Source organism: Pantoea sp. Mhis, from assembly GCF_009830015.1.
Genome location: NZ_SZZX01000007.1, coordinates 31,436 through 55,669, shown reverse-complemented (window position 1 = coordinate 55,669; position 24,234 = coordinate 31,436). Strand labels below are relative to the sequence as shown.

At 25.5% G+C, this 24,234-nt stretch carries 18 protein-coding genes and 1 pseudogene; 7 read left to right on the top strand and 12 right to left on the bottom strand.

Going from position 1 to position 24,234, the window contains the following annotated elements; translation table 11 throughout:
* Positions 1-1,797 precede the first annotated feature (1,797 nt).
* Positions 1,798-2,433, top strand: a complete 636-nt coding sequence (locus FD727_RS03330) for a DsbA family protein (RefSeq protein WP_159938736.1) — start codon at positions 1,798-1,800, stop codon at positions 2,431-2,433.
* Between the two features lie 251 nt (positions 2,434-2,684).
* A pseudogene (gene polA / locus FD727_RS03325) lies at positions 2,685-5,471 on the top strand (DNA polymerase I).
* Between the two features lie 44 nt (positions 5,472-5,515).
* On the opposite strand, the gene yihA reads toward polA, so the two are convergent.
* Together yihA and glnA are read right to left on the bottom strand one after the other, a co-directional pair.
* Positions 5,516-6,136 (bottom strand): ribosome biogenesis GTP-binding protein YihA/YsxC, encoded by a 621-nt coding sequence (yihA, locus tag FD727_RS03320; protein WP_159938735.1) that lies wholly within the window; start codon positions 6,134-6,136, stop codon positions 5,516-5,518.
* Positions 6,137-6,420: 284 nt separating this feature from the next.
* Entirely contained in the window at positions 6,421-7,830 is a 1,410-nt protein-coding gene (gene glnA, locus FD727_RS03315) for a glutamate--ammonia ligase (RefSeq protein WP_159938734.1), read from the bottom strand.
* A gap of 397 nt (positions 7,831-8,227) precedes the next feature.
* On the opposite strand from glnA, the gene typA reads away from it, so the two are divergent.
* Complete coding sequence (gene typA, locus FD727_RS03310) at positions 8,228-10,063, top strand: translational GTPase TypA (RefSeq protein WP_159938733.1); 1,836 nt, start codon at positions 8,228-8,230, stop codon at positions 10,061-10,063.
* Positions 10,064-11,475: 1,412 nt separating this feature from the next.
* Here the strand turns inward: typA and FD727_RS03305 are convergent.
* The 5 genes from FD727_RS03305 to FD727_RS03285 form a co-directional block, all read right to left on the bottom strand.
* Positions 11,476-13,362 (bottom strand): RelA/SpoT family protein, encoded by a 1,887-nt coding sequence (locus FD727_RS03305; protein WP_236393569.1) that lies wholly within the window; start codon positions 13,360-13,362, stop codon positions 11,476-11,478.
* Positions 13,349-13,567, bottom strand: a complete 219-nt coding sequence (gene rpoZ, locus FD727_RS03300; protein ID WP_159938732.1) for a DNA-directed RNA polymerase subunit omega — start codon at positions 13,565-13,567, stop codon at positions 13,349-13,351. The genes FD727_RS03305 and rpoZ overlap by 14 nt, the downstream gene beginning before the upstream one ends.
* A gap of 52 nt (positions 13,568-13,619) precedes the next feature.
* The gene (gene gmk / locus FD727_RS03295; RefSeq protein ID WP_159938741.1) at positions 13,620-14,243 is read right to left on the bottom strand and encodes a guanylate kinase; all 624 of its coding nucleotides are present in this window, start codon (positions 14,241-14,243) and stop codon (positions 13,620-13,622) included.
* 627 nt (positions 14,244-14,870) lie between these two features.
* Positions 14,871-15,482 (bottom strand): trimeric intracellular cation channel family protein, encoded by a 612-nt coding sequence (locus tag FD727_RS03290; RefSeq protein WP_159938731.1) that lies wholly within the window; start codon positions 15,480-15,482, stop codon positions 14,871-14,873.
* Between the two features lie 477 nt (positions 15,483-15,959).
* Positions 15,960-16,826 carry a YicC/YloC family endoribonuclease gene (locus FD727_RS03285; protein WP_159938730.1) on the bottom strand — a complete coding sequence of 289 codons (867 nt, stop codon included), beginning with the start codon at positions 16,824-16,826 and terminating at the stop codon, positions 15,960-15,962.
* A 690-nt stretch (positions 16,827-17,516) separates the two neighbouring features.
* Between FD727_RS03285 and pyrE the strand changes: the two genes are divergently transcribed.
* On the top strand, positions 17,517-18,164 hold the full coding sequence (gene pyrE, locus FD727_RS03280; protein WP_159938729.1) for an orotate phosphoribosyltransferase: 648 nt from the start codon (positions 17,517-17,519) through the stop codon (positions 18,162-18,164).
* A gap of 66 nt (positions 18,165-18,230) precedes the next feature.
* Here pyrE and dut read toward each other — a convergent pair whose 3' ends face one another.
* Together dut and coaBC are read right to left on the bottom strand one after the other, a co-directional pair.
* On the bottom strand, positions 18,231-18,686 hold the full coding sequence (gene dut / locus FD727_RS03275; protein WP_159938728.1) for a dUTP diphosphatase: 456 nt from the start codon (positions 18,684-18,686) through the stop codon (positions 18,231-18,233).
* Positions 18,658-19,863, bottom strand: a complete 1,206-nt coding sequence (gene coaBC, locus FD727_RS03270; RefSeq protein WP_159938740.1) for a bifunctional phosphopantothenoylcysteine decarboxylase/phosphopantothenate--cysteine ligase CoaBC — start codon at positions 19,861-19,863, stop codon at positions 18,658-18,660. The genes dut and coaBC overlap by 29 nt, the downstream gene beginning before the upstream one ends.
* Before the next feature lie 496 nt (positions 19,864-20,359).
* On the opposite strand from coaBC, the gene rpmB reads away from it, so the two are divergent.
* The 3 genes from rpmB to mutM all read left to right on the top strand — a co-directional run bounded on the left by rpmB (position 20,360) and on the right by mutM (position 21,658).
* Entirely contained in the window at positions 20,360-20,602 is a 243-nt protein-coding gene (rpmB, locus tag FD727_RS03265) for a 50S ribosomal protein L28 (RefSeq protein WP_159938727.1), read from the top strand.
* 3 nt (positions 20,603-20,605) lie between these two features.
* Entirely contained in the window at positions 20,606-20,773 is a 168-nt protein-coding gene (rpmG, locus tag FD727_RS03260) for a 50S ribosomal protein L33 (protein ID WP_159938726.1), read from the top strand.
* Between the two features lie 75 nt (positions 20,774-20,848).
* Positions 20,849-21,658 (top strand): bifunctional DNA-formamidopyrimidine glycosylase/DNA-(apurinic or apyrimidinic site) lyase, encoded by an 810-nt coding sequence (gene mutM / locus FD727_RS03255; RefSeq protein WP_159938725.1) that lies wholly within the window; start codon positions 20,849-20,851, stop codon positions 21,656-21,658.
* A gap of 17 nt (positions 21,659-21,675) precedes the next feature.
* On the opposite strand, the gene coaD is transcribed toward mutM, so the two are convergent.
* Genes coaD through waaA form a run of 3 tightly spaced genes read right to left on the bottom strand, consistent with a single transcriptional unit; the run spans position 21,676 to position 24,221 of the window.
* The gene (coaD, locus tag FD727_RS03250; RefSeq protein ID WP_159938724.1) at positions 21,676-22,155 is read right to left on the bottom strand and encodes a pantetheine-phosphate adenylyltransferase; all 480 of its coding nucleotides are present in this window, start codon (positions 22,153-22,155) and stop codon (positions 21,676-21,678) included.
* Positions 22,152-22,931, bottom strand: a complete 780-nt coding sequence (locus FD727_RS03245) for a glycosyltransferase family 2 protein (RefSeq protein ID WP_159938723.1) — start codon at positions 22,929-22,931, stop codon at positions 22,152-22,154. The genes coaD and FD727_RS03245 overlap by 4 nt, the downstream gene beginning before the upstream one ends.
* A gap of 3 nt (positions 22,932-22,934) precedes the next feature.
* On the bottom strand, positions 22,935-24,221 hold the full coding sequence (gene waaA, locus FD727_RS03240) for a lipid IV(A) 3-deoxy-D-manno-octulosonic acid transferase (protein ID WP_159938722.1): 1,287 nt from the start codon (positions 24,219-24,221) through the stop codon (positions 22,935-22,937).
* Positions 24,222-24,234: the final 13 nt, after the last annotated feature.

The window sequence follows — 24,234 nt, the reverse complement described above, 5'->3', positions numbered from 1 at the left end:
CATGTATTATAGAACGATACGGAGCACACCGAGATCTAAACATGCGATGACAATCTTTACCTACAAGACTATATTCCGATCTTTATATTTTTATTTAAATAGTATATTACTAGTAATATACTATTTAAATAAAAATATAATAGAATAATCAAATGTTTTAAAAGAAAATTTAAATATAAAGTTAGATACAAGTCAATAACTTTAACGTTCATTAAGTTAATATTTTATGAAAATTTATAATATTAAGATAAATGTATAAATTACGTATTTATAATAAAATAAACTATATAAAATATAATTTATTTTGAGTATATATATATAAAATTGCATATATATAAATATCAAAAATATATTAAAGACAAATAAATTTGCTTTTGGTTAATTTAAGCTTGATATTAATGGATTGTGAAATAAAAATGTTTTTATGCTGATTAAAGGTTCATTAAAATTTAAATCATTATAAATAATCTATGATACTAAGCTCAAAACATTATAAATATTCATTGTTTATATTTATAATAAATAAATTGCTTTAAAACATAGATATGTTAGTTTATTTAGACAATCCTTTAATATTTAATGATATAAATCAAATTATTGAGCTAAAATGTTAACAACGTTAATTTCATAAAATGTACCAAAAAATATAATAATTACTCAATTCAACTTGACATATTGATAGATTTGTTCAAGATTATTATGTTATTTATAAAAATTATTCACATTATAAATACAAAGTAATTTATAATAAATCATATATTTTGAATACTTAAAATAGAGAATATTATTGAATAATTTATAGTTATCATAATGATGTACAATTTTGTTAAATATAGCTTTATTATATTCTATATAATCTATGTTTAATTTAGTAGAGTGCAATAATAGTAGATACAAAATATATAATTTATTGGCATTTGAAGTAGTGCGAAGTTGATTAAATTTAAAATATTTTAATTTGGTAATTTTATTTATAATTTATGTACATTAAAAATTGCAATTAATTATTACTTTAGTATATTAAACTATAGTAACCAATATAAGTTACTTATATTGTAATTTTCATGTCTAGTGTATAAAATAATGATTCATTAATAAATAAATGGATATTGAAGATATATAAATAAGAAATTTATATTAAAATAATTATATTATAAAACTAATTGTTTTATAAAGAATATTTAAACAAAGAAAGTTAACTAGATATCGTTATAATTGATCTCTTAAATAAATTATATTGTTAGCCTATGTATAATATTTAATCTAATAGCAGAACTATAAGTACTAAAAAGATTTTAAAATAAATTAAACTTTTTTAAGTTCTTTATTGTGAACGTAATTAACAATTAATATAGAATAACATAATTATATGAACTTAATAGAAATTACGATGATAAAATATCTAAAAAGAGATCAAATTTAGAAACAGAACGCGTATATTAAATAATATTATAATATCATGCTATTTATAAGTATTAAATTAATAGGAACTAATTTAATATTATATTATTTATATAATTCAATTGATAGTTTTAATTTAAAACATTCAAATAAATTAATAATTTTAAGTCATGTTTAAAAGAAATTAATTTTCTTCTAACGTTCTTGTTGTGTTAGAAAATAATCATATGTATTTTATATAAAAGTTAAAAATATAAATATTTTTATTCATTAATAATAAAGGAAAATAAAAATACAATCGTCATATGTTGTTTAGTTTTTTTAAAAAAGATAAATAATATATAAATATATCTATCAATTAACATTAAATTGTTAGTTAATCACTAGGAGTATAGAATGAAAAATATTGTCTTCACATTAATAGGATTAATATTATCATTTAATACATTAGCAATACAATTCAATGAAGGTAAGCAATATATAACTTTATCAAAACCTCATATTCATGATGATACACCACAAGCTTTAGAATTTTTTTCTTTCTTTTGTTCATATTGTTATCAATTTGAACATGTCTATCATATAAGTGATGTAGTAAAGAAGAATCTTCCAGTTGGTATTAAATTAGTCAAATATCATGTAGATTTTTTGGGTAATGAACTTGGTCAAATGCTTACACATGCTTGGGCTATAGCAATAACATTAGGTGTTGAAGATAAGGTGATTCTTCCTCTTTTTGATGAAATACAAAAAAAACATGCTATTTTCGATGAAAAAAGTCTAAAGCAAGCTTTTATAAAAGCTGCTGGTATTTCTTCTAAACAATATGATATCGCATGGAATAGTTTGAGCGTAAAATCATTAGTTGCAAAACAACAAAAAGCTACTATAGATATGAATTTACAAGCTATACCGGAATTTTTTGTTAATGGTAAGTATATGGTTAATATAGCTGGTTTGTATAACAGTAATATTAATAAGTTTGTTAATAACTATGCAAAACTTGTTGTTTTTTTAATAAACAAAAAATAATTTTATTAATTATTTATTTATATTTAATAATTTTATTACTACTATTCATGTAGTAATCATATATTACTACTATATTACTATTTATTAACTATTTAATAAAAATTAATATTTTAATCTAAAGTTTATTCATTAAATGTATCTTTTTAAAAACACAAAACATTTATTTAATTAAAGTATATATAAATAATATTTAGTTTAAAAAATACTATTGATTAATAGAAGTTCATGTAAAGATAAAAAATAAAATTACAATAATGCAAATAACGAAAAATCCTTTAATTTTAATAGATGGTTCTTCTTATCTCTATCGAGCATATAACGTCTTCCCTTTGCTAACAAATAGTATTGGAGAACCAACAGGAGCAATATATGGTGTACTTAATATGCTTAAAAGCATACTTTTACAATATGATTCAGAGCATATAGCCATTATTTTTGATGCATACGGAAAAACTTTTCGTGATGAATTATTTGAAGGTTATAAATCTAATCGTTCCGCTATGCCGAAACAGTTATCTCTGCAAATTCCTCCATTATATGAAATAATACAGGCAATGGGTGTATCGCTATTGGAAATAGCAGGGGTAGAAGCGGACGATGTTATTGGATCATTAGCATTAAAAGCAGAGAAACAAGGTCATACAATTCTAATTAGCACAACTGATAAAGATATGGCACAATTAGTTACACCTAGAATTAAAATTCTCAACACTATGAAACATATAGTATTAGGCCCAAATGAAATACAACAAAAATATGGAATACCACCTTCGTTAATTATTGATTTTCTTGCTATAATGGGCGATAAAATAGATAATATTCCAGGAATTCCAGGAATAGGTGCAAAAACTGCACAAATTTTATTAAAAGAAATTGGAAATATAAAAATTATCTATAATAATCTAAATAAAATAACTAATCTTTCATTTCGTGGTGCAAAAACTGTAGTCAATAAATTAAAAAAACATCGTGATATAGCGTTCTTATCTTATCAATTAGCATCAATTAAAACCGATTTAAAATTAGAATTAACATATGAACAACTAAAATTAAAAACACCCAATATGAGTATTTTAAAAAAATTATTTGATCGTTATAATTTTAAACGATGGTTAAATGATTTAAATTAAAAATAAATTTTTACAGAGCAAAAAAATAAAATTTTAGTTGGGTATATAAATTATAAGACCATGATAATGAAGTTAAAAAATCCTAATATAATTTTCAGTAATAATTATGTTATTATTCTAGATAATATTAAATTTAAAGAATGGTTAAATAAATTAAAAAAAGCTAAGTACTTTGTTTTTACTTTAAAAACTGATTCTTTAGATATCTTAGCTACTAAAATAATAGGAATTGCTTTTGCTATAACAGCAAATGATATCGCTTATTTACCACTTAGCCATAGTTATATGTTCGTACCTAATCAGCTAGATTATAATAATGTGTTAAACCAACTAAAACCTCTACTAGAAGATAAAAATTTAATAAAAATTGGACATAATCTTAAACGTGAATTATATATATTAAAAAAACATAATATTGAACCAAATGGTTTTAAATTCGATATTATGCTTGAATCTTATTGTCTAAATAGTGTTAATAAAAAACATGATATATATAATTTATCAGTGCAATGGTTAGATTATGAATATTTAAATATTAAAGAACCTATACAAAAAAATAAGAAATCTATTCCATTGAATAATATTGAACTAAAACAAGCAGCTATATCTGCTGCTGAGCATGTTAGTATTATTTTTCAATTACATTTGAAGATGTGGCCTAAATTACTTCACGAAGTAGGATCAAAAAAAATTTTTGAAGATATTGAAATTCCATTACTGAAAGTAATCTCACGAATTGAAGAAAATGGTGTATTGATTGATAAAAATATGCTCATAGAATACACGAAGGAAATTAGTATACGTCTAACAGAACTAGAACAAAAAGCATATGAGATAACAGGTAAAACATTTAATCTTTCTTCTCCCAAACAACTTCAAGATATATTATTTAAAATAAAAGGAATACATTCCAATAAAAAAACTCCAGGAGGTACTAAATCAACGAAAGGAACAGTATTAATTGAATTTGCTCATAAACATGAGTTACCGGGCATTATACTAGAATATCGTAAATTATCCAAGATTAAATCTACTTACTCTGCTAAATTACCTTTAATGATCAATTCATTAACTGGACGTGTACATACATCCTACCATCAAATAGTAACAACTACTGGAAGACTTTCGTCTACAAATCCTAATTTGCAAAATATTCCTGTAAAGAATAAAGAAGGACGTCGTATTCGTAAAGCATTTATCGCTACATCAGGTAAAAGTATTGTCTCTGCAGATTATTCACAAATTGAGTTACGTATTTTAGCACATTTTTCCAAAGATCCAAGATTATGCAATGCTTTTTTTTTAGGTCATGATGTACATAGTACAACAGCAGCAGAGATATTTGGTATAACACTAGATAATGTATCTAAAGTTCAACGAAATACTGCAAAAATAATTAATTTTAGCTTAATTTATGGTATAAGCTATTTTAGCTTATCAAATCAACTTAACGTAGATGCTAAAAAAGCAAAAGAATATATAGAACTTTATTTTAATCGATATCCTGGTATACTTAGTTATATGAAAAAAACATGTGAACAAGTAGAAAAAAATGGCTATGTTGAAACAATTGATGGTCGTCGTCTATGGATACCAAATATTAGATCAAATAATATTATTCTCCGCAAATCGGCAGAACGAGCAGCAATTAATGCTCCAATACAGGGAACTGCAGCAGATATTATTAAAAAAGCAATGATTAAAATTGATAGTTGGCTTTTGGAAACAGACAATAAATTTATAAAAATGATTATGCAAGTACATGATGAACTGGTATTTGAGATACCACATGACATGATTGATATATCAAGCAAAAAAATTAGTCAAATAATGGAAAATGTTACGCAACTTGATGTACCATTACGCGTTAATATTGGTATAGGGCATAATTGGGATCAAGCACATTAACAAAAATTATAACATTAATAAATATATAATTACTAGTTTCAAATTTATATTTGATTTATATAAGGATCGCTAAACCAAGTATTTAATTTTTGTTGTAATTTATTTACCCCTATTTTTTTTAAAGAAGAAAAAATTTCTACTTGTATATCTGCTGTAAACATAAATGAAAGTTTATATAAAACCATATTAAGCTGAGCTTTAATCGCATTAGACATTAATTTGTCAGCTTTAGTTAAAAGTATCATAATTGGTATATTTCTCTGAGTAGCTAATTTAATTACTTGATTGTCAATATCTGTTAATGGATGTCTAATATCCATTAATATTATCAACCCTTTTAATGATTGACGTTTTTGAATATATTTAGGTAATACATTCGAGCACGTTCGCCGTATTTCCTTTGATGCTATTGAATAACCATAACCTGGTAGATCTGTTAGACGTTTACCTTCGATTATTTGGAATACATTAATCGATTGTGTATTTCCCGGTGATTTGCTGGTATAAGCTAATTTTTTTTGATTAGTTAATGTATTGATTGCGCTAGATTTACCAGCATTTGAACGTCCAGCAAAAGCAATTTCAATTCCAATATCTGTTGGAAGTTGGAATATCTTATATGCACTAAGAATAAAACGAGTAATGCAGTAATTTAAATTACACATAAGCAGGATATTCATCCTAAAAATTTTAAAACATTAAAGTACGATATAACAAGGTACTAAGTTTTTTCCATAAATATTCAATAATTCGTTATATAATAATTAGTATATAAAATTCTCTCGTACTGAATTTATATCTTTAATAATAATATTTTTTATAAAAAAGAGCCCATCTTTAAAAGATTAAATGGGCTTTCATATTTTTTAAATAACGTAATTTAATTGAAATTAACTAATACATTTCATTTAAAATAATAGTCATTTTTTATAAATATTTACTCTAATTATTATATACTATAGTATAATTCAAATTCAATAGGATGAGGTGTCATAGATACACGAGTAATGTCTAATTGACATAATTTAATATAAGCATTTAAGGTATCATCATTAAATACTCCTCCACGTTTTAAAAATTCACGATCTGTATCTAAAGCATGCAAAGCATCTTCTAAAGAAGTTGCAAGTTTTGAAATATTAGATTTTTTTGATTCAGGTAAATCATATAGATTTTTATCTAAAGGATCACCAGGGTGAATTTTATTAATTATACCATCAAGACCTGCCATAAGTAGTGCAGTGAATAATAAATATGGATTAGCAGCTGGATCAGGAAAACGCACTTCAATTCGACATGATTTTATATTAGTGACAATGGGGATACGAATCGACGCGGAACGATTACGTGTTGAGTACGCTAATATTACCGGAGCTTCATAACCTTCAACTAAACGTTTATAAGAATTAGTTGTGGGATTAGCTAGTGCATTAATAGCTTTAACATGTCTCATAATTCCTCCAATGTAAAATAGGGCAATTTCAGATAAACCACCATATTTATCACCGGAAAATAGATTTACATCATCTTTAAATAAAGAAATATGACAGTGCATTCCTGAACCGTTTTCACCTAACATTGGTTTAGGCATAAATGTTGCTGTTTTACCATGTATATGAGCAACATTATGTACTACATATTTATACATTTGAATTTCATCTGCTTTTTTAGTCATAGTATTAAAACGAGTTGCTATTTCATTTTGACCTGCAGTAGCTACTTCATGATGATGTGCTTCAACTATTATTCCCATTTGTTCCATGAACAGACACATGGTAGAACGAATATTTTGTGAAGAATCAATAGGAGGAACTGGGAAATAACCACCTTTTAGACTTGGCCGATGACCTTTATTTCCGTTTTTATAAAATTTACTATTATTCCAATAGGCCTCAATATCATCAATAATAACATGTGAACCAGAAATTGAAGAACCGAAACGAATATCATCAAATAAAAAAAATTCAGGTTCAGGACCAAATATTGCAATATCAGCAATACCAGAAGATTGTAAAAATTCTTCCGCACGTTTAGAAATACAACGAGGATCACGATCATAAAAATTTAACGTAGTTGGTTCTAAAATATCACAACGTATTATCAATGTTGATTCATTAAAGAATGGATCCATAATTACAGTAGTTAAATCTGGCATTAAGATCATATCTGATTCATTAATATCTTTCCATCCACCAATGGAAGAACCGTCAAACATTTTTCCTTCTTCAAAGAATTTAATATTTACTTGTTGAGAAGGAATAGTAATATGTTGTTCTTTGCCTTTAGTATCTGTACAACGTAAATCAATAAATTTAATTTTTTGCTCTTTTATCATCGAAAGTACATGTTTAGCAAGCATACGCAACTCTCCTGCAAATAGTTATTTTTTGTTTTAATAAATAAGCTTAATTATTTTCAATAAATATTTATAACTTATCCAATTAAATTAATCATTAAGTTATGGTATAATTAATAGTTGATAACATTAATAAATAATTAAATTTATGACAATTATTGTTATAACATTTTATATATAATACTTTGCTGGTTAGTAAGTTAAAACACATTAAAATAACAAATTTAATTACCAAAAGTTTTTAATATATGAAAAACAAAATTTTGAAAAACGATAAATACATTATGAATATTACTAAAATTTATTATTAAACTTTATTGAAATTCAAAAATATTTATTAAATCTTTTATCTACTCTGTATAGAGTAATGATTATTTTTATAATATTCGAGAGATATATTATGAATAAATATTTGCGTAATATTGCTATTATCGCACATGTGGATCATGGTAAAACTACTTTGGTTGATCAATTATTACGACAATCAAGCACTATTGATATTCTTAATTCTCTTTATAATAAAAAAATTGAGCATGTTCTAGATTTTAATGAGCTTGAAAAAGAGCGTGGTATTACTATTTTTGCAAAAATTATTGCTATAAAATGGAATAATTATCATATTAATATTATTGATACTCCAGGACATGCTGATTTTAGCGGTGAAGTTGAACGTATAATGTCAATAGTAGATTCTGTATTATTAGTTGTAGATGCAATAGATGGACCTATGCCCCAAACACACTATGTAACCAAAAAAGCTTTTCAATATGGTTTAAAACCAATTGTAATTATTAATAAAATTGATTGTATAGGAGCTCGACCAGATTGGGTAGTAAATCAAATATTTGATTTATTTGTAAATCTTAACGCTTCAGATGAACAAATAGATTTTCCAATTATTTATACTTCAGCATTACTTGGCATTGCAGGAATAAGTTATCTAAAGATGGATAACAATATGATATCATTATATCAGACAATTATAGATCATGTATCTCCACCAAAAGCAATAATTAATACACCATTACAAATGCAAATTTTTCAGATAGATTATAATGATTATTTAGGCATGATTGGTATAGGTCATATTAAGCGTGGTAAATTACAAATTAATCAACAAGTAAGTATCATTAATAACTCTGGAAATACAATTATTGGTAAAGTAAATAAAATATTCAAATATTTGGCTTTAGAACTTATAGAAACTAAAGAAGCAGAAGCAGGTAATATTGTTGGAATTACCGGTATAAATGACCTTCGTATTTCTGATACTATTTGTGATGTACAAAATGTACAGGCATTACCTATATTAAATATAGAGAAACCAACATTGACTATGTTTTTTAAAATTAATACTTCGCCTTTTAACGGTAAAGAAGGTAAGTCATTAACATTTTCTAAACTTTTAGAAAGATTAAATAAAGAGATACTATATAATGCTGCATTACGTATTGAAGAAACAAATAATACTGATACATTACTTGTTTCTGGAAGAGGAGAATTACATTTATCAATATTAATTGAAAATATACGTCGCGAAGGTTATGAATTAGAAATATCTCGTCCAAAAGTTATTTTTCAAGTATTTGAAAACTGTAAGCAAGAACCTTTTGAAAAAGTTATTTTTGATATTAAACAAAGTTATCAAGGTTCTATTATGCAAGCAGTATCTGAACGTAAAGGAATTCTAAAAGATATATCTCCAGATGGAAAAGGTAATCTACGTTTAAATTACATTATTTCAAGTCGTGCACTTATTGGATTTCGTCGTGAATTTATGATGTTAACTTCAGGAACTGGTCTGATGCATTCTATTTTTAGTCATTATAGTAATATGCAACCAGGTGAAATAGGGAGACGCCAAAATGGCGTATTAATTTCTAGTTCTCAAGGCAAAACCGTTGCTTTTGCTTTATCAAACTTACAACATCTTGGAAAATTATTTGTTAGTCATGGAATAGAAGTTTATGAAGGACAGATTATTGGAATCCATAATCGTGCTAATGATTTAACAGTTAATTGCTTGACTAATAAAAAATTAAGTAATATGCGTGCTTCTAGTAATGATGAAGCTATAACTTTAATTCCTCCAATAAAAATGACTTTAGAGCAAGCGATTGCATTTATTGAGGATGATGAATTAGTAGAAGTTACACCAAAATCAATTCGTATTCGTAAATTACATCTAACAGAGAATGAGCGTAAAATCGCATCTCGTATTGTTAGTAAAAATTAAATACAAACTAACTACATTACAAATATGATTATATTAACTTATTTAATAAACATTGATAATTATCAATATCATTTAGTTTTTAAACTTAAGGTAAATAGTTATGTGTGTCTTTATCTAATAGATAAATAAAATAATTTACTCAGCTTATTTTTTCTTATATGATTAAACATAACTTTAATGTCTATAGCGGAATTTCTTATCTAGAAAACTTCAAATATCAAGAAATAAGCTATTTTATTATATATAATTTGATGCATAGAAAATATTTCTAAATCATTAAACTATATAAATGTTTTAGTTTAACTTAATTACAGTTAACTTTAATTAAGTTAAAAACAAATATAAAATAGTAAATGCTTTAGATAGAAGTATAACAGAATAGTTTTACTTAGAGCTTTATTATTTCATCAAATATAATTAATTATTACAATAATCATTACATGATACATTGTATTTTTAAATGCAAAACTTGCATTTTATTATTTAGTAAATGTGCCTTTTTAAAATTTAATGCTTTACTTATATTAAGTAATCACTACTTTTTTAATCCTAAACATTTTAAGTTTTATTTAGTAAATAAATAATAATTATGACTATTGATTATTATGCTCATTTGTGAATTATTTAAATTAATTATTATTTTTATAATAACAATCTATTCAAATATTATTAAATTATACCAATATTAATTATATTAATTTAATGTCTATATGTCATATTGATTTTTTTAAATAGTAATTAAACTAACATTTCTATCTTTATATCAAATTTAATATTTAAAGTATTTAGTAAAAATTTTAATAAATTAATTTATTAAAATCTATTTAGTTTTTATTCATCTATCTATTATTATCTATACTATTTTATTTATAAAAATTTTAATTTTTCATTAAAATACAATATAAATGATTGATAATTTTTAATAAAGATTATTACAAGTTAATTGAGTTAATGATTTTAAATAAAAACTATTTTACTTAGAGCTAATATGGTACTTAAAATAAAAATACTGATGTTAATAAGTAATCAATCATTGTCAATAAAAATAATGATAAATATATAAAATCAAATTATTAATCAAATATCTTTAATGTTAAAATTCAATGCATAGTTTAATATAGATCATGATATACATCAATAAATTATAAATGGTAACTAATCTTAATTTTAGATAATGTTTATAAAGTAATTATAATATCTTATCAGTCAATAATGATTAGTTTGATTATAAAAATTTTATGTTTAATGCTTATTAAAATTAATATAATTAATTAGTTATGAGTATCTAAATTAGATGATCTAGATATCAATTATATTTTATCTATTAGAAATAAAAATAGGTAATTATAAAATTAAATTTAAGAGTTTATAGTGATTATTTAACAATTAATTATATATTATAACTGAATTTTCTATAAAAGAATTTTTGATGAACTAAAAAAAAATTTATCCAAATTCATGTATATAATAATTGATTTATTAATAATAAAAAGATAATTTTTAACAAGATTGACCAATAATCTATTATAAAATTTTATGAATATTTTTTTTAATTCATATTTAATATGTAATAATATTTTATTACTTACATATAGAATTTTTGTTTCTAACATACTTTTAGTAATATGTTTTAAATATAAATATTGCATAATATCAAAAAAATTTTTTGATATTATGGATTTTCGATATTTAATGTTATAAGTGCCGATCTTAATAGATTTTTTATTATCGTAACATGTATTTCTCAATACATCATATTTTATATTAACTGAATTATCGTATTTTATAATTTTTATAAGTTGACGAATTTTAGTTTTAGCTTTTGAGCTAACAACAAAATTTAGCCAATTAGGGTTAGGTCTTGCATCTGGTGCAGTGATAATTTCAACAGTTTGACCACTGGTGAGCCTTTGTGATAGTGGATGAAAGCGATGATTTAAACGGGCTCCAATGCAAGTATGACCAATATTACTATGTACTGCATAAGCGAAATCTACTGAAGTAGAACCTGCAGGTAACTCAATAATATGACCTTTAGGAGTAAATACATAAATTTCATTTGGTAAAAGTTCAGATTTTACACTTTCAATAAATTCAAATGAATTACCAGTATTTTGATATAGTTCTATAAGATTTTTTAATAAACGTTGTGAACGTATTTGTATTGTGCTATATAATCCTATATCTTTATAAGTCCAATGAGCTGCTACACCCATTTTTGCCATTTGTTCCATATCTTCTGTATAAATTTGGATCTTGATTAATAATCCTCGTGGTCCAATTAATGATGTATGTAATGATTGATAACCATTCCTTTTAGGAACAGCAATGTAATCTTTAACATGTCCCGGAAGTGGTTTATACAAATTATGCAGTTCACCAAGAACACGATAACAATTATCTAAATCTCTTACAATGATTTGAAAAGAATAATCATTTACTATAGAATGAAAACATTGTGTTTTTAGATGCATTTTGCAATAAATAGCATAAAGATGCTTTTCTCGACCATTCACATGACATTCAATTCCTGCTCCTTGTAGACGATTAGTAATTTCAAAAATTATATTTTGAATCATTTCTCGACGATTACATTGTGATATTTTAACTAATTGGTTAATTACACGAAATCTTTTAGGATAAAGAGCTTTAAAACCAAGTTCTTCCAATTCTGTCTTAAGATGATAAATACCTAATCTATGAGCAAGAGGACTATAAATTTCCAAAGTTTCTAGAGCAATACGTCGCTTCTTATCAGGTCTTAACGATTCTAAAGTACGCATATTATGCGTACGATCAGCTAATTTAATTAAAATAACACGGATATCTTGAACCATTGCCATAATCATTTTTTGAAAATTTTCAGCTTGTGCTTCTTTCTTGTCCCGAAATTGTAAATTATCTAGTTTTGATACTCCTTCCACTAATTCTGCAATGCTTTTACCAAATAATTGTTCCATATCTTGATACGTAGCAGGCGTATCTTCAATAACATCATGTAATAAAGCTGCCATCAATGTTTCATGATCAAGTTTCATTTTTGCTAAAATGCAAGCAACAGCAATTGGATGAGTAATATAAGGTTCACCACTAGAACGTGCTTGTCCTTCATGGGCTTCACGTGCAATAAGATAAACATGCCTAAGCCGCTTAATTTCCTCTTCAGATAAATATTTTTTAGTTAATTTATTAAGACTTTCAAATTTATACAAAATAGACCTACAAATATTTTTAATTAAATCATCAAGAATATTACTTATATTTAGTTTAAAGTTTCGCTTGTCTCTATTGTTCTGCATTAATATAAATATTCAAAAATTGATTTGTAATTAATCCTTCTTCAATTTCACGCAAAGCAATAACTGTAGATTTATCATTTTCTTCTAGAACTAAAGGATCTTTACCTCCAACCTGCATCTGACGTGCTCGACAAGCAGCAACTAAAATTAAATCAAAACGGTTACCAATTTTTTCTACTGCATCTTGGACTGTTACACGTGCCATAAATATATTACTCCATAAGCTATGCACAAGTTTTTTAAAATACTTAAATTGATTAAATCGCTAATAGCTTGGCGATTAAATCATTATGTAATACTTTTTGACGAAGCATACGTAAACGTTCCGCATATATAATACTTGTTAGTTCAGATAATGCTAAATTAATATGTTCATTGATTATTAAATAATCATATTCATAATAGTGACTCATTTCTTGTATAGCTTTTTGCATACGATGAGCAATAACTTCTTCGCTATCTTGATCACGGATACGTAAGCGATATTCTAATTCCTTAGTTGAAGGTGGTAAAATAAAAATACTGCATGTTGTTGAAATTTTCCTTCTAACTTGCTGTGCTCCTTGCCAATCAATATCTAAAAATAAATCAGAACCACTATTTAATATATTCTCAGCAGCCAAACGCGAAGTACCATAATAGTAACCAAATACTTCAGCATATTCGAGAAAATCATTTGCAGCAATCATAATTTCAAATTCATTCTTCGAAATAAAAAAGTAATGTTGACCATGTATTTCATTAGGACGTATATTACGTGTAGTATGAGAAATAGAAATTTGTATATTACATAATGCCTTCGAATGTAAAAGTGCATGAATCAAACTAGATTTACCAGCTCCACTTGGAGCTGAGACAATATAAAGTGTACCTTGAGATATCGTCATGTTAACTTGATAAAAATACATCTAATCGCTTATAACAGCATAGGTATCTTAAATATTACATTCAAGTTTTTTCTCAACTAATGTAATACTAAGTATTAATTAAATTATTACCAACAATATTAATAATAAATAATTATTTTAGTTAATCTATAAACATGAATAAATATATATTTAAATAATTTATATAATTATTTATTATTACTTTATTAAAGTATTTTTTTAAAATTCATATGTATTAAATAAATGAATTTATGGTATCCTAAATCATTTATATATTTTATTCAAAATTTATATGTTTAGCACTTGGTTAAAATCATTAACTATATAATATTAATGTTAATGTTATATATATTGTTTTGTAACAGAAGAGAAGATATTAATAATAGTAAAGCATTATTTATCAAATATTTCCACAATATAAATTGTTATAATAATGTATTTAAATACATTACTTTATAATGAATTAAGACAAACTAAATAAAAATTAATTATTTTTATGAGTGAAAATTATGTTCAAAAATAAACCTTCTTACTTAGCTATATTATGTTTAAAAAACTTAATTTATAAAATTACTTGATCTATGTTGCTACATTACTCATAAACTTAATGATGAATTAATATTAATTATCTGAGTAATGAAAAATAGGTAAACTAAGCTGAAAGTGTACTGCTAGTAAACGAGCACAAAATCCAAATAGTAACGTCATAATAGTTACTATCTCTGATGGTAATGATGTACTTATTAAAGTAATATAAATCCATGCTGAAACAAAAGATATTCCGGCATAAATTTCTTTACGAAATACTAATGGAATACAATTACAAAACATATCACGCAATACTCCACCAAAAACTCCAGTAATTACTGCTGAAATTATAGCAATAATTTCTGGATGACCTGAATTTAGTGCAACTTGTGCTCCTATAATAGAAAATACTACAAGACCTAAAGCATCTAATATTAAGAAAATTTTACGTAATTGATGGATTAATGGTGCTATAAAAATAGTTATAATTGATGCAGTAGAAATAATTATAATATACTCCGGATGGTTTATCCAGCTTAGTGGATAATGACCTAGTAAAATATCACGTACTGAACCACCACCAATAGCAGTAACTAAAGAAATAATAATTACGCCAAATAAATCCATTTTACATCTACCAGCTGCTAATGCGCCAGTCATCGCCTCAACAGTAATACCTATTATATAGAGAGTAGTTAATAACATAAATCATTCCGTCTATCAATTTCGATATAACTAAAACTATAACATAATAAGAATTACAATGTATTAAATCTGAAACATTCATTTAACTCTATTAATTAAATAAAATAAAGAAATTTTAAAGACTGCATTTACTTTTAGTATTAGAATTTTTAGAAAGTTTCTTATATAAATTATTATAATTATCTATATAATAAATATATCTATATTTATAAGATTTAATCAATATTTCAATATTAGAATTAATAAATAAAATTAATTGTAAAGTAATAAATAATTTAATTAACTTTAATATTATATATATTAATAATTTAAATATGAATTAAATATATTTAATTATCTATTTTTTTATATAAGATCTTAACTATATATTTAATGTATTATTAAACAACATTTGATACTTTATTAAAATTTTAATTTTAACTATAAGCAAATAATATCATTTATTACAATATAAAATAAATATATTATATAAATAAATCATTCAATATTTTGAATTTGCTCGCGCATCTGTTCAATTAATACTTTCAATTCAATCGCTGAAGATGTAATACTAGCATTATTTGCCTTAGATGCAAGTGTGTTGGCTTCACGGTTAAATTCTTGCATTATAAAATCTAGTCTTCGACCAATAGCAGTTTTTTTTGTTAAAATATTATATGTTTCTTTAACATATGTGTTAATACGATCAATTTCTTCTGATATATCAATACGCTGTGCTATCATTACTAATTCTTGTTCTAGCCGATGATTGTCTAAAGTTACTTCTGCTTCCTTAAGTTTTGTAATTAATTTTTCATTATGATATTTAATCACTTCAGGTATTAGTAGTCGTATTTTATCTACTTCATATATTACTTGTTCTAAACGTTTTTCAATAAACGATTTTAATGCTATACCTTCATTTTTACGATTAGTGATAAAATTATTGATTGTGCTATCGAATGCAATTAGTAATTCCGTATTAATAGCATAAAAGTCATATTTTTGCTCTAATATAATTCCCGGCCAACGTAAAATATCCAGTGGATTAATAATCCCCCCATCATCACTTTGGATTTTTATCCACTTAGCAGCTTGTATTAATTGTTTAGCCAAAAATTCATCTAATTGAAGTTTCGCTTTTGTATTAGAAATTGCATTAATATGTAAATTACATTCGATTTTACCACGTGTTAAACTATTACGAATACGTTCACGAATAATACTTTCTAATTTATAAAATGTTTCTGGTAAGCGTATATGAACTTCTAGGTAACGCTGATTTACGGAACGTAATTCCCAAGTAGCATTACCCCAGGCACCTTTGGTTTCACAAAGAGCATAAGAGGTCATACTGCTAATCATGATTTTTAATCCTTATTATTTTTTTATTTATTGATTTTGAGTGTTTAATAATAAATATTAGAGTGTTAAAGCACTACTTAAATATCTAATAAATGATATTTAATAAATAATTAAATATTAAAATTTTTAAAATTAAAGTAAATTGTAATTAATTACAATCATTCTGTACTATAATATCTCAAATTAATTATTTAAAAATAATAACAAGCAGATTATAAATATTTTTAAAAATTTAAAATAGGTAGAAATGTATCAGATTAAATCTCATGTATTAAATATTTAATTTTTTTTTTCATTATTAATATCACTTTATATCAATATATTATTTGATATAAATTAATTTTTTAAAATGTCATATTGTAACTATATTAGTTTAAAGACTAATGAAATTGCTAAACATCAAATAAATGTTTCTTATCATATTTTAATTGAATAAAATTTCAAATATCTAAGTAAACCTAAAAAAAGAACTAATAGTAAAAACTAATCTATAGTAGATTAATAAATCTATTAATTTATCAATTTACTTCATAGGAAATTAATCATAGATTTCAATTTTAATTGATCAATTAAAAATATATTAACATTATCTAAATAAAACAATCATAATTTATTATAAAAATTTAAATATAAGTTCACTAAACATTTATGTTATATTTTAATATAAATTAATTGATTGGGAAGTAATAAATGAAATATTGGCAACGTCAGTTCATTGAACATATTTTAAATAAAAATATAATAAATTTTGGTAATTTTATTCTAAAATCCGGTCGTAGTAGTCCATATTTTTTTAATTCTGGTTTATTCAATACTGGGTTAGAGTTATCAATACTTGGTCGTTTTTATGCTCAAGCATTAATAGATAGTAATATTCAAGGTGAATTATTGTTTGCTCCAGCTTATAAAGGAATTCCTATTGTTGCTGCTACCTCAATAGCATTAGCTGAACACCATAATCAAGATATGCCTTATTGTTTTAACCGTAAAGAAACTAAATATCACGGTGAAGGTGGATTATTGATCGGTAGCCCATTACAAGGTAGAGTCATATTAATAGATGATGTAATTACTATGGGTACAGCAATTCAAGAATCTGTTAAAATCATCAATTCACATGGCGCTAAACTTATCGCTGTACTTATATCTTTTGATCGTCAAGAACAGGGTAAGTGTAAAATGTCAGCAATCCAAGAAATTGAAACAACTTATAATTGTAAAGTGATTTCAATTATTAATTTAAATCATATAGTTAAAGTTTTAGAAGAAAAACCAGAAATGGCTGAATATTTGGTACGAATTCATGATTATCATAAAAAGTATGGCGTATTAACATAAATAAATATATAATAACGCTATTTCTTAACATATATAAATTACATGATTAATAAATAATTTAATTATTTATTGATATCCTGAGTGACCAAGTCCACCTAACCCTCGTATCGTAGAATCAAAATTCTTAATTATATTAAATTCTACTTGTATGATTGGCACAAAAATTAATTGTGCTAAGCGATCACCTGGTCGAAGCATAAAGCTTTGTTGACCACGATTCCATGTACAAATAATTAATTGACCTTGGTAATCTGAATCAATGAGTCCAACTGAATTACTTAATACAATGCCGTGCTTATGTCCTAGTCCAGAACGTGGTAAAATGATTGCTGCTAAACCGGGATCACCAATATGAATCGCTAATCCAGTTGGTACTAAAATAGTCATACCTGGGATAATTGTTATGGGTTCATCAATACATGCACGTAAATCTAAACCAGCTGAACCCGAAGTTGCATAAGTTGGTAATGGAAATTCATTGCCAACGCGTTTATCAAGTATTTTTACGTCGATTTTTTTCATTGTAAAGGTTTATAATTTCATTTATTAATTGTTTGCCTAGTAATTTCTTATTCATACATGGAAGAGTTTTTGCTCCTTTCTGCCAAAAAAGATGAACAGCATTAGTTTCACTATAAAATCCTTGACCTACTTTTCCAATATAGTTAGCACAAATTAAATCTAAATTTTTTTGTAAGCGTTTTCGTTGTGCATGTTTTCTTATATGTTGTGTTTCAGCCGAAAAACCAACTACAAACGGTCGATTGCTCTGTAATGCTGCTACATCTGCAATAATATCTGGATTTTTAACTAGCTGCAATGTAAGATTATTATCTTTATCATGTTTTTTAATTTTTTCTAAAAAAACATTTTTGGCTCGATAGTCTGCTACAGCTGCATTGCCAATAAAAATATGCTGTTGGTTAATTGTTCTCATTACTGCTGTTTTCATTTCTATTGCACTATTAATATCTATACGTTTTACTCCATAAGGAGTAGATAAATTCACAGGACCTGTAATTAAAGTAACTTTTGCACCACATTGAGCTGCAGCTGTAGCAATAGAAAATCCCATTTTTCCTGAACTATGATTACTAATGTAGCGTACTGGATCTAATGCTTCTCGAGTTGGACCTGCAGTAATCATGATATTTAAATGCTGTAATTTTTTAATAAAATTTATCCATTCAATTACATAAGATAATACTGCTAATGGTTCAAGCATGCGACCTGGACCAATATCACCACAAGCTTGTTTACCAACGTCTGGTCCCCAAATTAGCATTCCTCTTTGATGTAATTTTTTTAAATTTTCTTGCGTTATATCCGCATGGTACATTTGCTGATTCATTGCAGGAACAATAGCAATAGGCACATTGCTAGAAATACATACATTAGTTACTAAATCATTAGCTATACCGTTAGTTACACGTGCAATTAAATCAGCAGTAGCAGGAATTAAGATTATTAAATCAGCCCATTTTGCTATATTAATATGAAACATCGTTGTTTCTATATCACGTGCAAATAAATTATCAAATACTGGGTATCCTGATATTGTCTGTAAGCTTAGAGGTGTAACAAATTCTTTTGCTTTTTCAGTCATTATTATCCGTACTTTTGCACCATGATTGATCAGCAGACGAATTAAATCTAATGTTTTATAGGCTGCTATACTTCCACTGATACCTAATAGAATTTTTTTTTAGCTAATATAGCCATTTTCTTACCTTAATTTTAAAATTATAAGTATTACTAATAATTGTTTGTAATACTTTATTGAAAGTAGATGATATCACTTTTTATGAATTTATTAATGTACAATAAATACAATAATTATAAAAATTTAAATATATTTATTCATATAAAACTGTTAATTAATTTAAAGTTTTGTGTAATTAAGTTGTACACTTTATATACACGGTATATTAATATATAATATTGAGTTCAATAAGAAAAAAAGTTAAGTATTAAAAAAATAATTGATTATTAGATCGAATCATTTTTATTACAAGCTAATAATTTTAAATTTTAACTTTTATTCAAATAATTTTGTAAAAATAAGATTTTTAACAAATGCATTTGCATATCTATAGATATATATATATAATTGAATTATTTAATAATAAATTATTCAATTATAATTTAAGTATCAAATTCCCAGCATAAGAAAATTTAATTCTTGGAGAATAGGTATGTCACGAGTATGTCAAGTTACAAAAAAACATCCAGTAAGTGGTAATAATCGATCTCATGCAATGAATGCAACAAAGCGCCGCTTTTTACCAAATTTACATTCACATCGATTCTGGAGCGAAAATGAAAAACGTTTTATTAATTTATGTATAAGTACTCAAGGAATGCGTATTATTGATAAGAAAGGAATTGATGAAGTTTTAGCTAAAATTCGTACTGATAATAAACATTCAAGGATATAAATTATGGCTAAAGGCAATCGTGAAAAAATTAAACTTATTTCTTCTGGCAATACCGGCCATTTTTATACAACTACAAAAAATAAACGTATCAAAATCGAAAAGTTAAAGCTTAAAAAGTATGATCCAATCATACGTCAACATGTAATTTATCAAGAAGCTAAAATTAAATAATTTTGTTTTTTATAATAACTTGATGTCGTAATTAAACTGTTTATTTTTTTAAAATTTATTAAGGTTGAAAATTTAATGCCTGAGTTACCTGAAGTAGAAATCAGTCGAAAAAGTATTGAACCTTATTTAGTTGATCAGATTATTTTATACACAATTATACGTAATATGTTTTTACGTAAACCAATATCCAACGAAATTAAAACATTACGTAATCAACCCATATTAAGTGTACAAAGGCGTGCTAAATATTTATTACTGGAATTACCGATAGGTTGGATCATTATCCACTTAGGTATGTCTGGTAGACTTCGTATATTTAATTTAAATGAACCAGTAACTAAGCATGATCATGTAGATTTAGTTATGAATAATAATATAGTGTTACGTTATAATGATCCACGTCGTTTTGGTTTGTGGTTGTGGAGTAAGGATTTGATAGAAAATCAGATATTATCTCAACTTGGTGTAGAACCACTTAGTGATAAATTTGATACTAATTATTTATTCTATAAATCACGAAATAAAGTTACAGCAGTAAAACCATGGTTGATGAATAATAAAATTGTAGTAGGTATTGGTAATATTTATGCTAATGAATGTCTTTTTCATGCTAATATTCTTCCTACCCGAGCTGTTATGAACTTAAATAAAATAGAAATAACTAAGTTAGTAACTGTAATAAAAACGGTATTATTAAATGCTATTCAACATGGTGGAACTACACTACGTAATTTTTTACATGTTGATGGACAACCAGGACGATTTAATTATAAATTGCAAGTATATAATCGTTCTGGTAAGCCATGTAATTTATGTGGAACATTAATTGTTAGTATTAAGCAAAATCAACGTACTAGTTTTTGGTGTCCAAAATGTCAATATTAATAATTAATGTATTTAAATTATAGCATTTTTTTAATAAGCAATTGATGCACAACATCAGGTAAAAAAGCTTGAACATCATTACTATAATGTGCTAATTCTTTTACTATAGAAGAAGAAATAAATGAAAATTTTTCCGTAGACATTAAAAATACATTTTCAATGGTAGGCATAAGATGATGATTTATCTGTACTAATCTTAACTCATATTCAAAATCTGATGTTGTTCGTAATCCATGTATCAATATATTAGTAGATTGAGTTTTAGCAAAATTTGTAATTAATCCATTAAATCCAATTACTTTAACATTAGGTAATTCTGCTGTTACTTGATATGCTAATTTTATACGTTCTTCAATGTTAAAGAGTGGTTGTTTAGCAGGATTAGCAGCAATTGCAATGATAATAAGATCAAAAATTCCTGAAGCACGTGTAATAATGTCTAAATGACCAAAAGTAATAGGATCAAATGTACCAGGATAAATTGCTTTATTACTCATAAATCTTTCCTACTTGAATTATGATACAAGCACCAAAGTGCTGAATATTTGTTGAAAGTATATTGTGCATTTACAATAGCTAATATCCAACCTCGTTTACCATCTAAAATTCCTCGTCTTATTAGTAATGTATTCAAGAATGCACCTAACATGTGATTAAATATAGACAGAAAACTATAGTATTTTCTGCTTTGAAAACGATCTTCTGCCCATGCTTTAGCATAATTTAGTTGTTTATGTTGAAAAATATTTAAATCACGGCATGTAAAATGTTCTAAATCACCATGTAATAATATTACAAGAGCATTTTTTATATCTAATGATTCATGTACTAAATTATTATTATAATTAAAACTACGTGGATAAAGACGTATCACTTCGTCTGGATTCCATCCACTGTACTTCATACAATATCCTAAAAATATATTTTTACGTCTAAAACTATAAACTTTATTAGGTTGCGGTTGCTTTAAGACTTCCTGTATACTGTGCCGTAACTTCGGGGTTATGCGTTCATCTGCATCAATCATTAATATCATATCACCTGTAGATAAAGTTTGAGCATACTGACGTTGTTTACCAAATCCTAGCCATTCAGTAGTTTGATAAACTTTGACACCATAGCTAAGAGCTATTTCATAAGTTTTATCATTGCTTCCGCAATCAAGTATTACAATTTCATTTGCCCAATCAATAACTGAATCTAGCATATTAGGTAATAATTCTGCTTCATTTTTTACAATCATTACAATAGATAAAAGTTGAGGTTTTAACATATATTAATCATTTATTAAAGGTAGTAAATAAGGTTCTAGTAGTTTAATTATAGAATATACTGAGCCCTGATTTTCGGATAACACTTTTATCGCATTATAGGTATAGAAGCGTCGATATTTATTATCTTGTAATAAATTTACTAATGCTTTCTCCATGGAAGAAGCATTATTAATAATAATCAATCCTTTTTCTCGATATAATTTCATACAGATATTTTTAAAGTTCCAGATATGAGGACCTGTAAGCACTGGAATAGCATGTAAAGCAGGTTCTAAGGGATTGTGCCCTCCATGTTTAACTAAACTGCCTCCAACAAAAGCAATATCAGCTATACCATATAAGTATATTAATTCTCCCATTGTATCACCTATTATTACTTGTGTAGAATCAGAAGGTACTTCTCCACTACTTCGTAACATGGAAATAAAACCAAATTTATTTGTTAAATCATAAATATTATGAAAACGTTCTGGTTGCCTAGGTACTAAAATTAGTAATAAATTAGAAAATTGCTGTAATAATCTGCGATGTACATTTAATATAATTACTTCTTCTCCTTCATGAGTACTTCCTGCTATCCACACTGGACGATGCGCAGCCCATTCTCTACGTAATATCATGGTTTTAATGATTATGTTATTAGTTAATGATGTATCGAATTTTAAACTACCGCTTATTACTAATTGAGATTTATTCAATCCTAGCTTAAGAAAACGCTTAGCATCTTCAGAATTTTGAGCAACTATTAACGTTATATATTGTAATAATTTCCTCATAAAACTACCAATTTTTTGGTAACGTATAGTGGAATACTTTGATAGACGTGCATTAACAATGATCAATGGAATATGATTTTGGCGTAAGGTATAAATAATATTTGGCCATAATTCGGTTTCCATAATAATTACTAATTTTGGTTTGACATTTTGTAAAAAGCGATTTATAGCAGAAGGAAGATCGTACGGAAGGTATACATGATATACAGTTTTACCAAATGATGAACGTACAAAGTCCGAACCACTAGGAGTCATTGTAGTTATAGTAATTGGTAATGTTGGATAACGATTAAGTAATGCGTGAATTAAAGGAATAGAAGTGATAGTTTCTCCTAACGAAACTGAATGCAACACAATACCATTTGGTCGTATTTTATTAACACAATGTCCATACCACCCATAACGTTCTGCCCAGCGTTCACGATAATTAGGTGATTTTTGACTACGTAGGAGTAAATATAACCAAATTAATGGCTGAATCAAATACGATAAAATCGTATATAAGGTTATCATAGTACGCATTATT

Bases quoted from the DNA above. Each gene is read 5' to 3' on its own strand.
- FD727_RS03330 (WP_159938736.1), top strand. From the start codon at position 1,798: ATGAAAAATATTGTCTTCACATTAATAGGATTAATATTATCATTTAAT.
- yihA (WP_159938735.1), bottom strand. From the start codon at position 6,136: ATGTGTAATTTAAATTACTGCATTACTCGTTTTATTCTTAGTGCATAT.
- glnA (WP_159938734.1), bottom strand. From the start codon at position 7,830: ATGCTTGCTAAACATGTACTTTCGATGATAAAAGAGCAAAAAATTAAA.
- typA (WP_159938733.1), top strand. From the start codon at position 8,228: ATGAATAAATATTTGCGTAATATTGCTATTATCGCACATGTGGATCAT.
- FD727_RS03305 (WP_236393569.1), bottom strand. From the start codon at position 13,362: ATGCAGAACAATAGAGACAAGCGAAACTTTAAACTAAATATAAGTAAT.
- rpoZ (WP_159938732.1), bottom strand. From the start codon at position 13,567: ATGGCACGTGTAACAGTCCAAGATGCAGTAGAAAAAATTGGTAACCGT.
- FD727_RS03290 (WP_159938731.1), bottom strand. From the start codon at position 15,482: ATGTTATTAACTACTCTCTATATAATAGGTATTACTGTTGAGGCGATG.
- FD727_RS03285 (WP_159938730.1), bottom strand. From the start codon at position 16,826: ATGATTAGCAGTATGACCTCTTATGCTCTTTGTGAAACCAAAGGTGCC.
- pyrE (WP_159938729.1), top strand. From the start codon at position 17,517: ATGAAATATTGGCAACGTCAGTTCATTGAACATATTTTAAATAAAAAT.
- dut (WP_159938728.1), bottom strand. From the start codon at position 18,686: ATGAAAAAAATCGACGTAAAAATACTTGATAAACGCGTTGGCAATGAA.
- rpmB (WP_159938727.1), top strand. From the start codon at position 20,360: ATGTCACGAGTATGTCAAGTTACAAAAAAACATCCAGTAAGTGGTAAT.
- rpmG (WP_159938726.1), top strand. From the start codon at position 20,606: ATGGCTAAAGGCAATCGTGAAAAAATTAAACTTATTTCTTCTGGCAAT.
- mutM (WP_159938725.1), top strand. From the start codon at position 20,849: ATGCCTGAGTTACCTGAAGTAGAAATCAGTCGAAAAAGTATTGAACCT.
- coaD (WP_159938724.1), bottom strand. From the start codon at position 22,155: ATGAGTAATAAAGCAATTTATCCTGGTACATTTGATCCTATTACTTTT.
- FD727_RS03245 (WP_159938723.1), bottom strand. From the start codon at position 22,931: ATGTTAAAACCTCAACTTTTATCTATTGTAATGATTGTAAAAAATGAA.
- waaA (WP_159938722.1), bottom strand. From the start codon at position 24,221: ATGATAACCTTATATACGATTTTATCGTATTTGATTCAGCCATTAATT.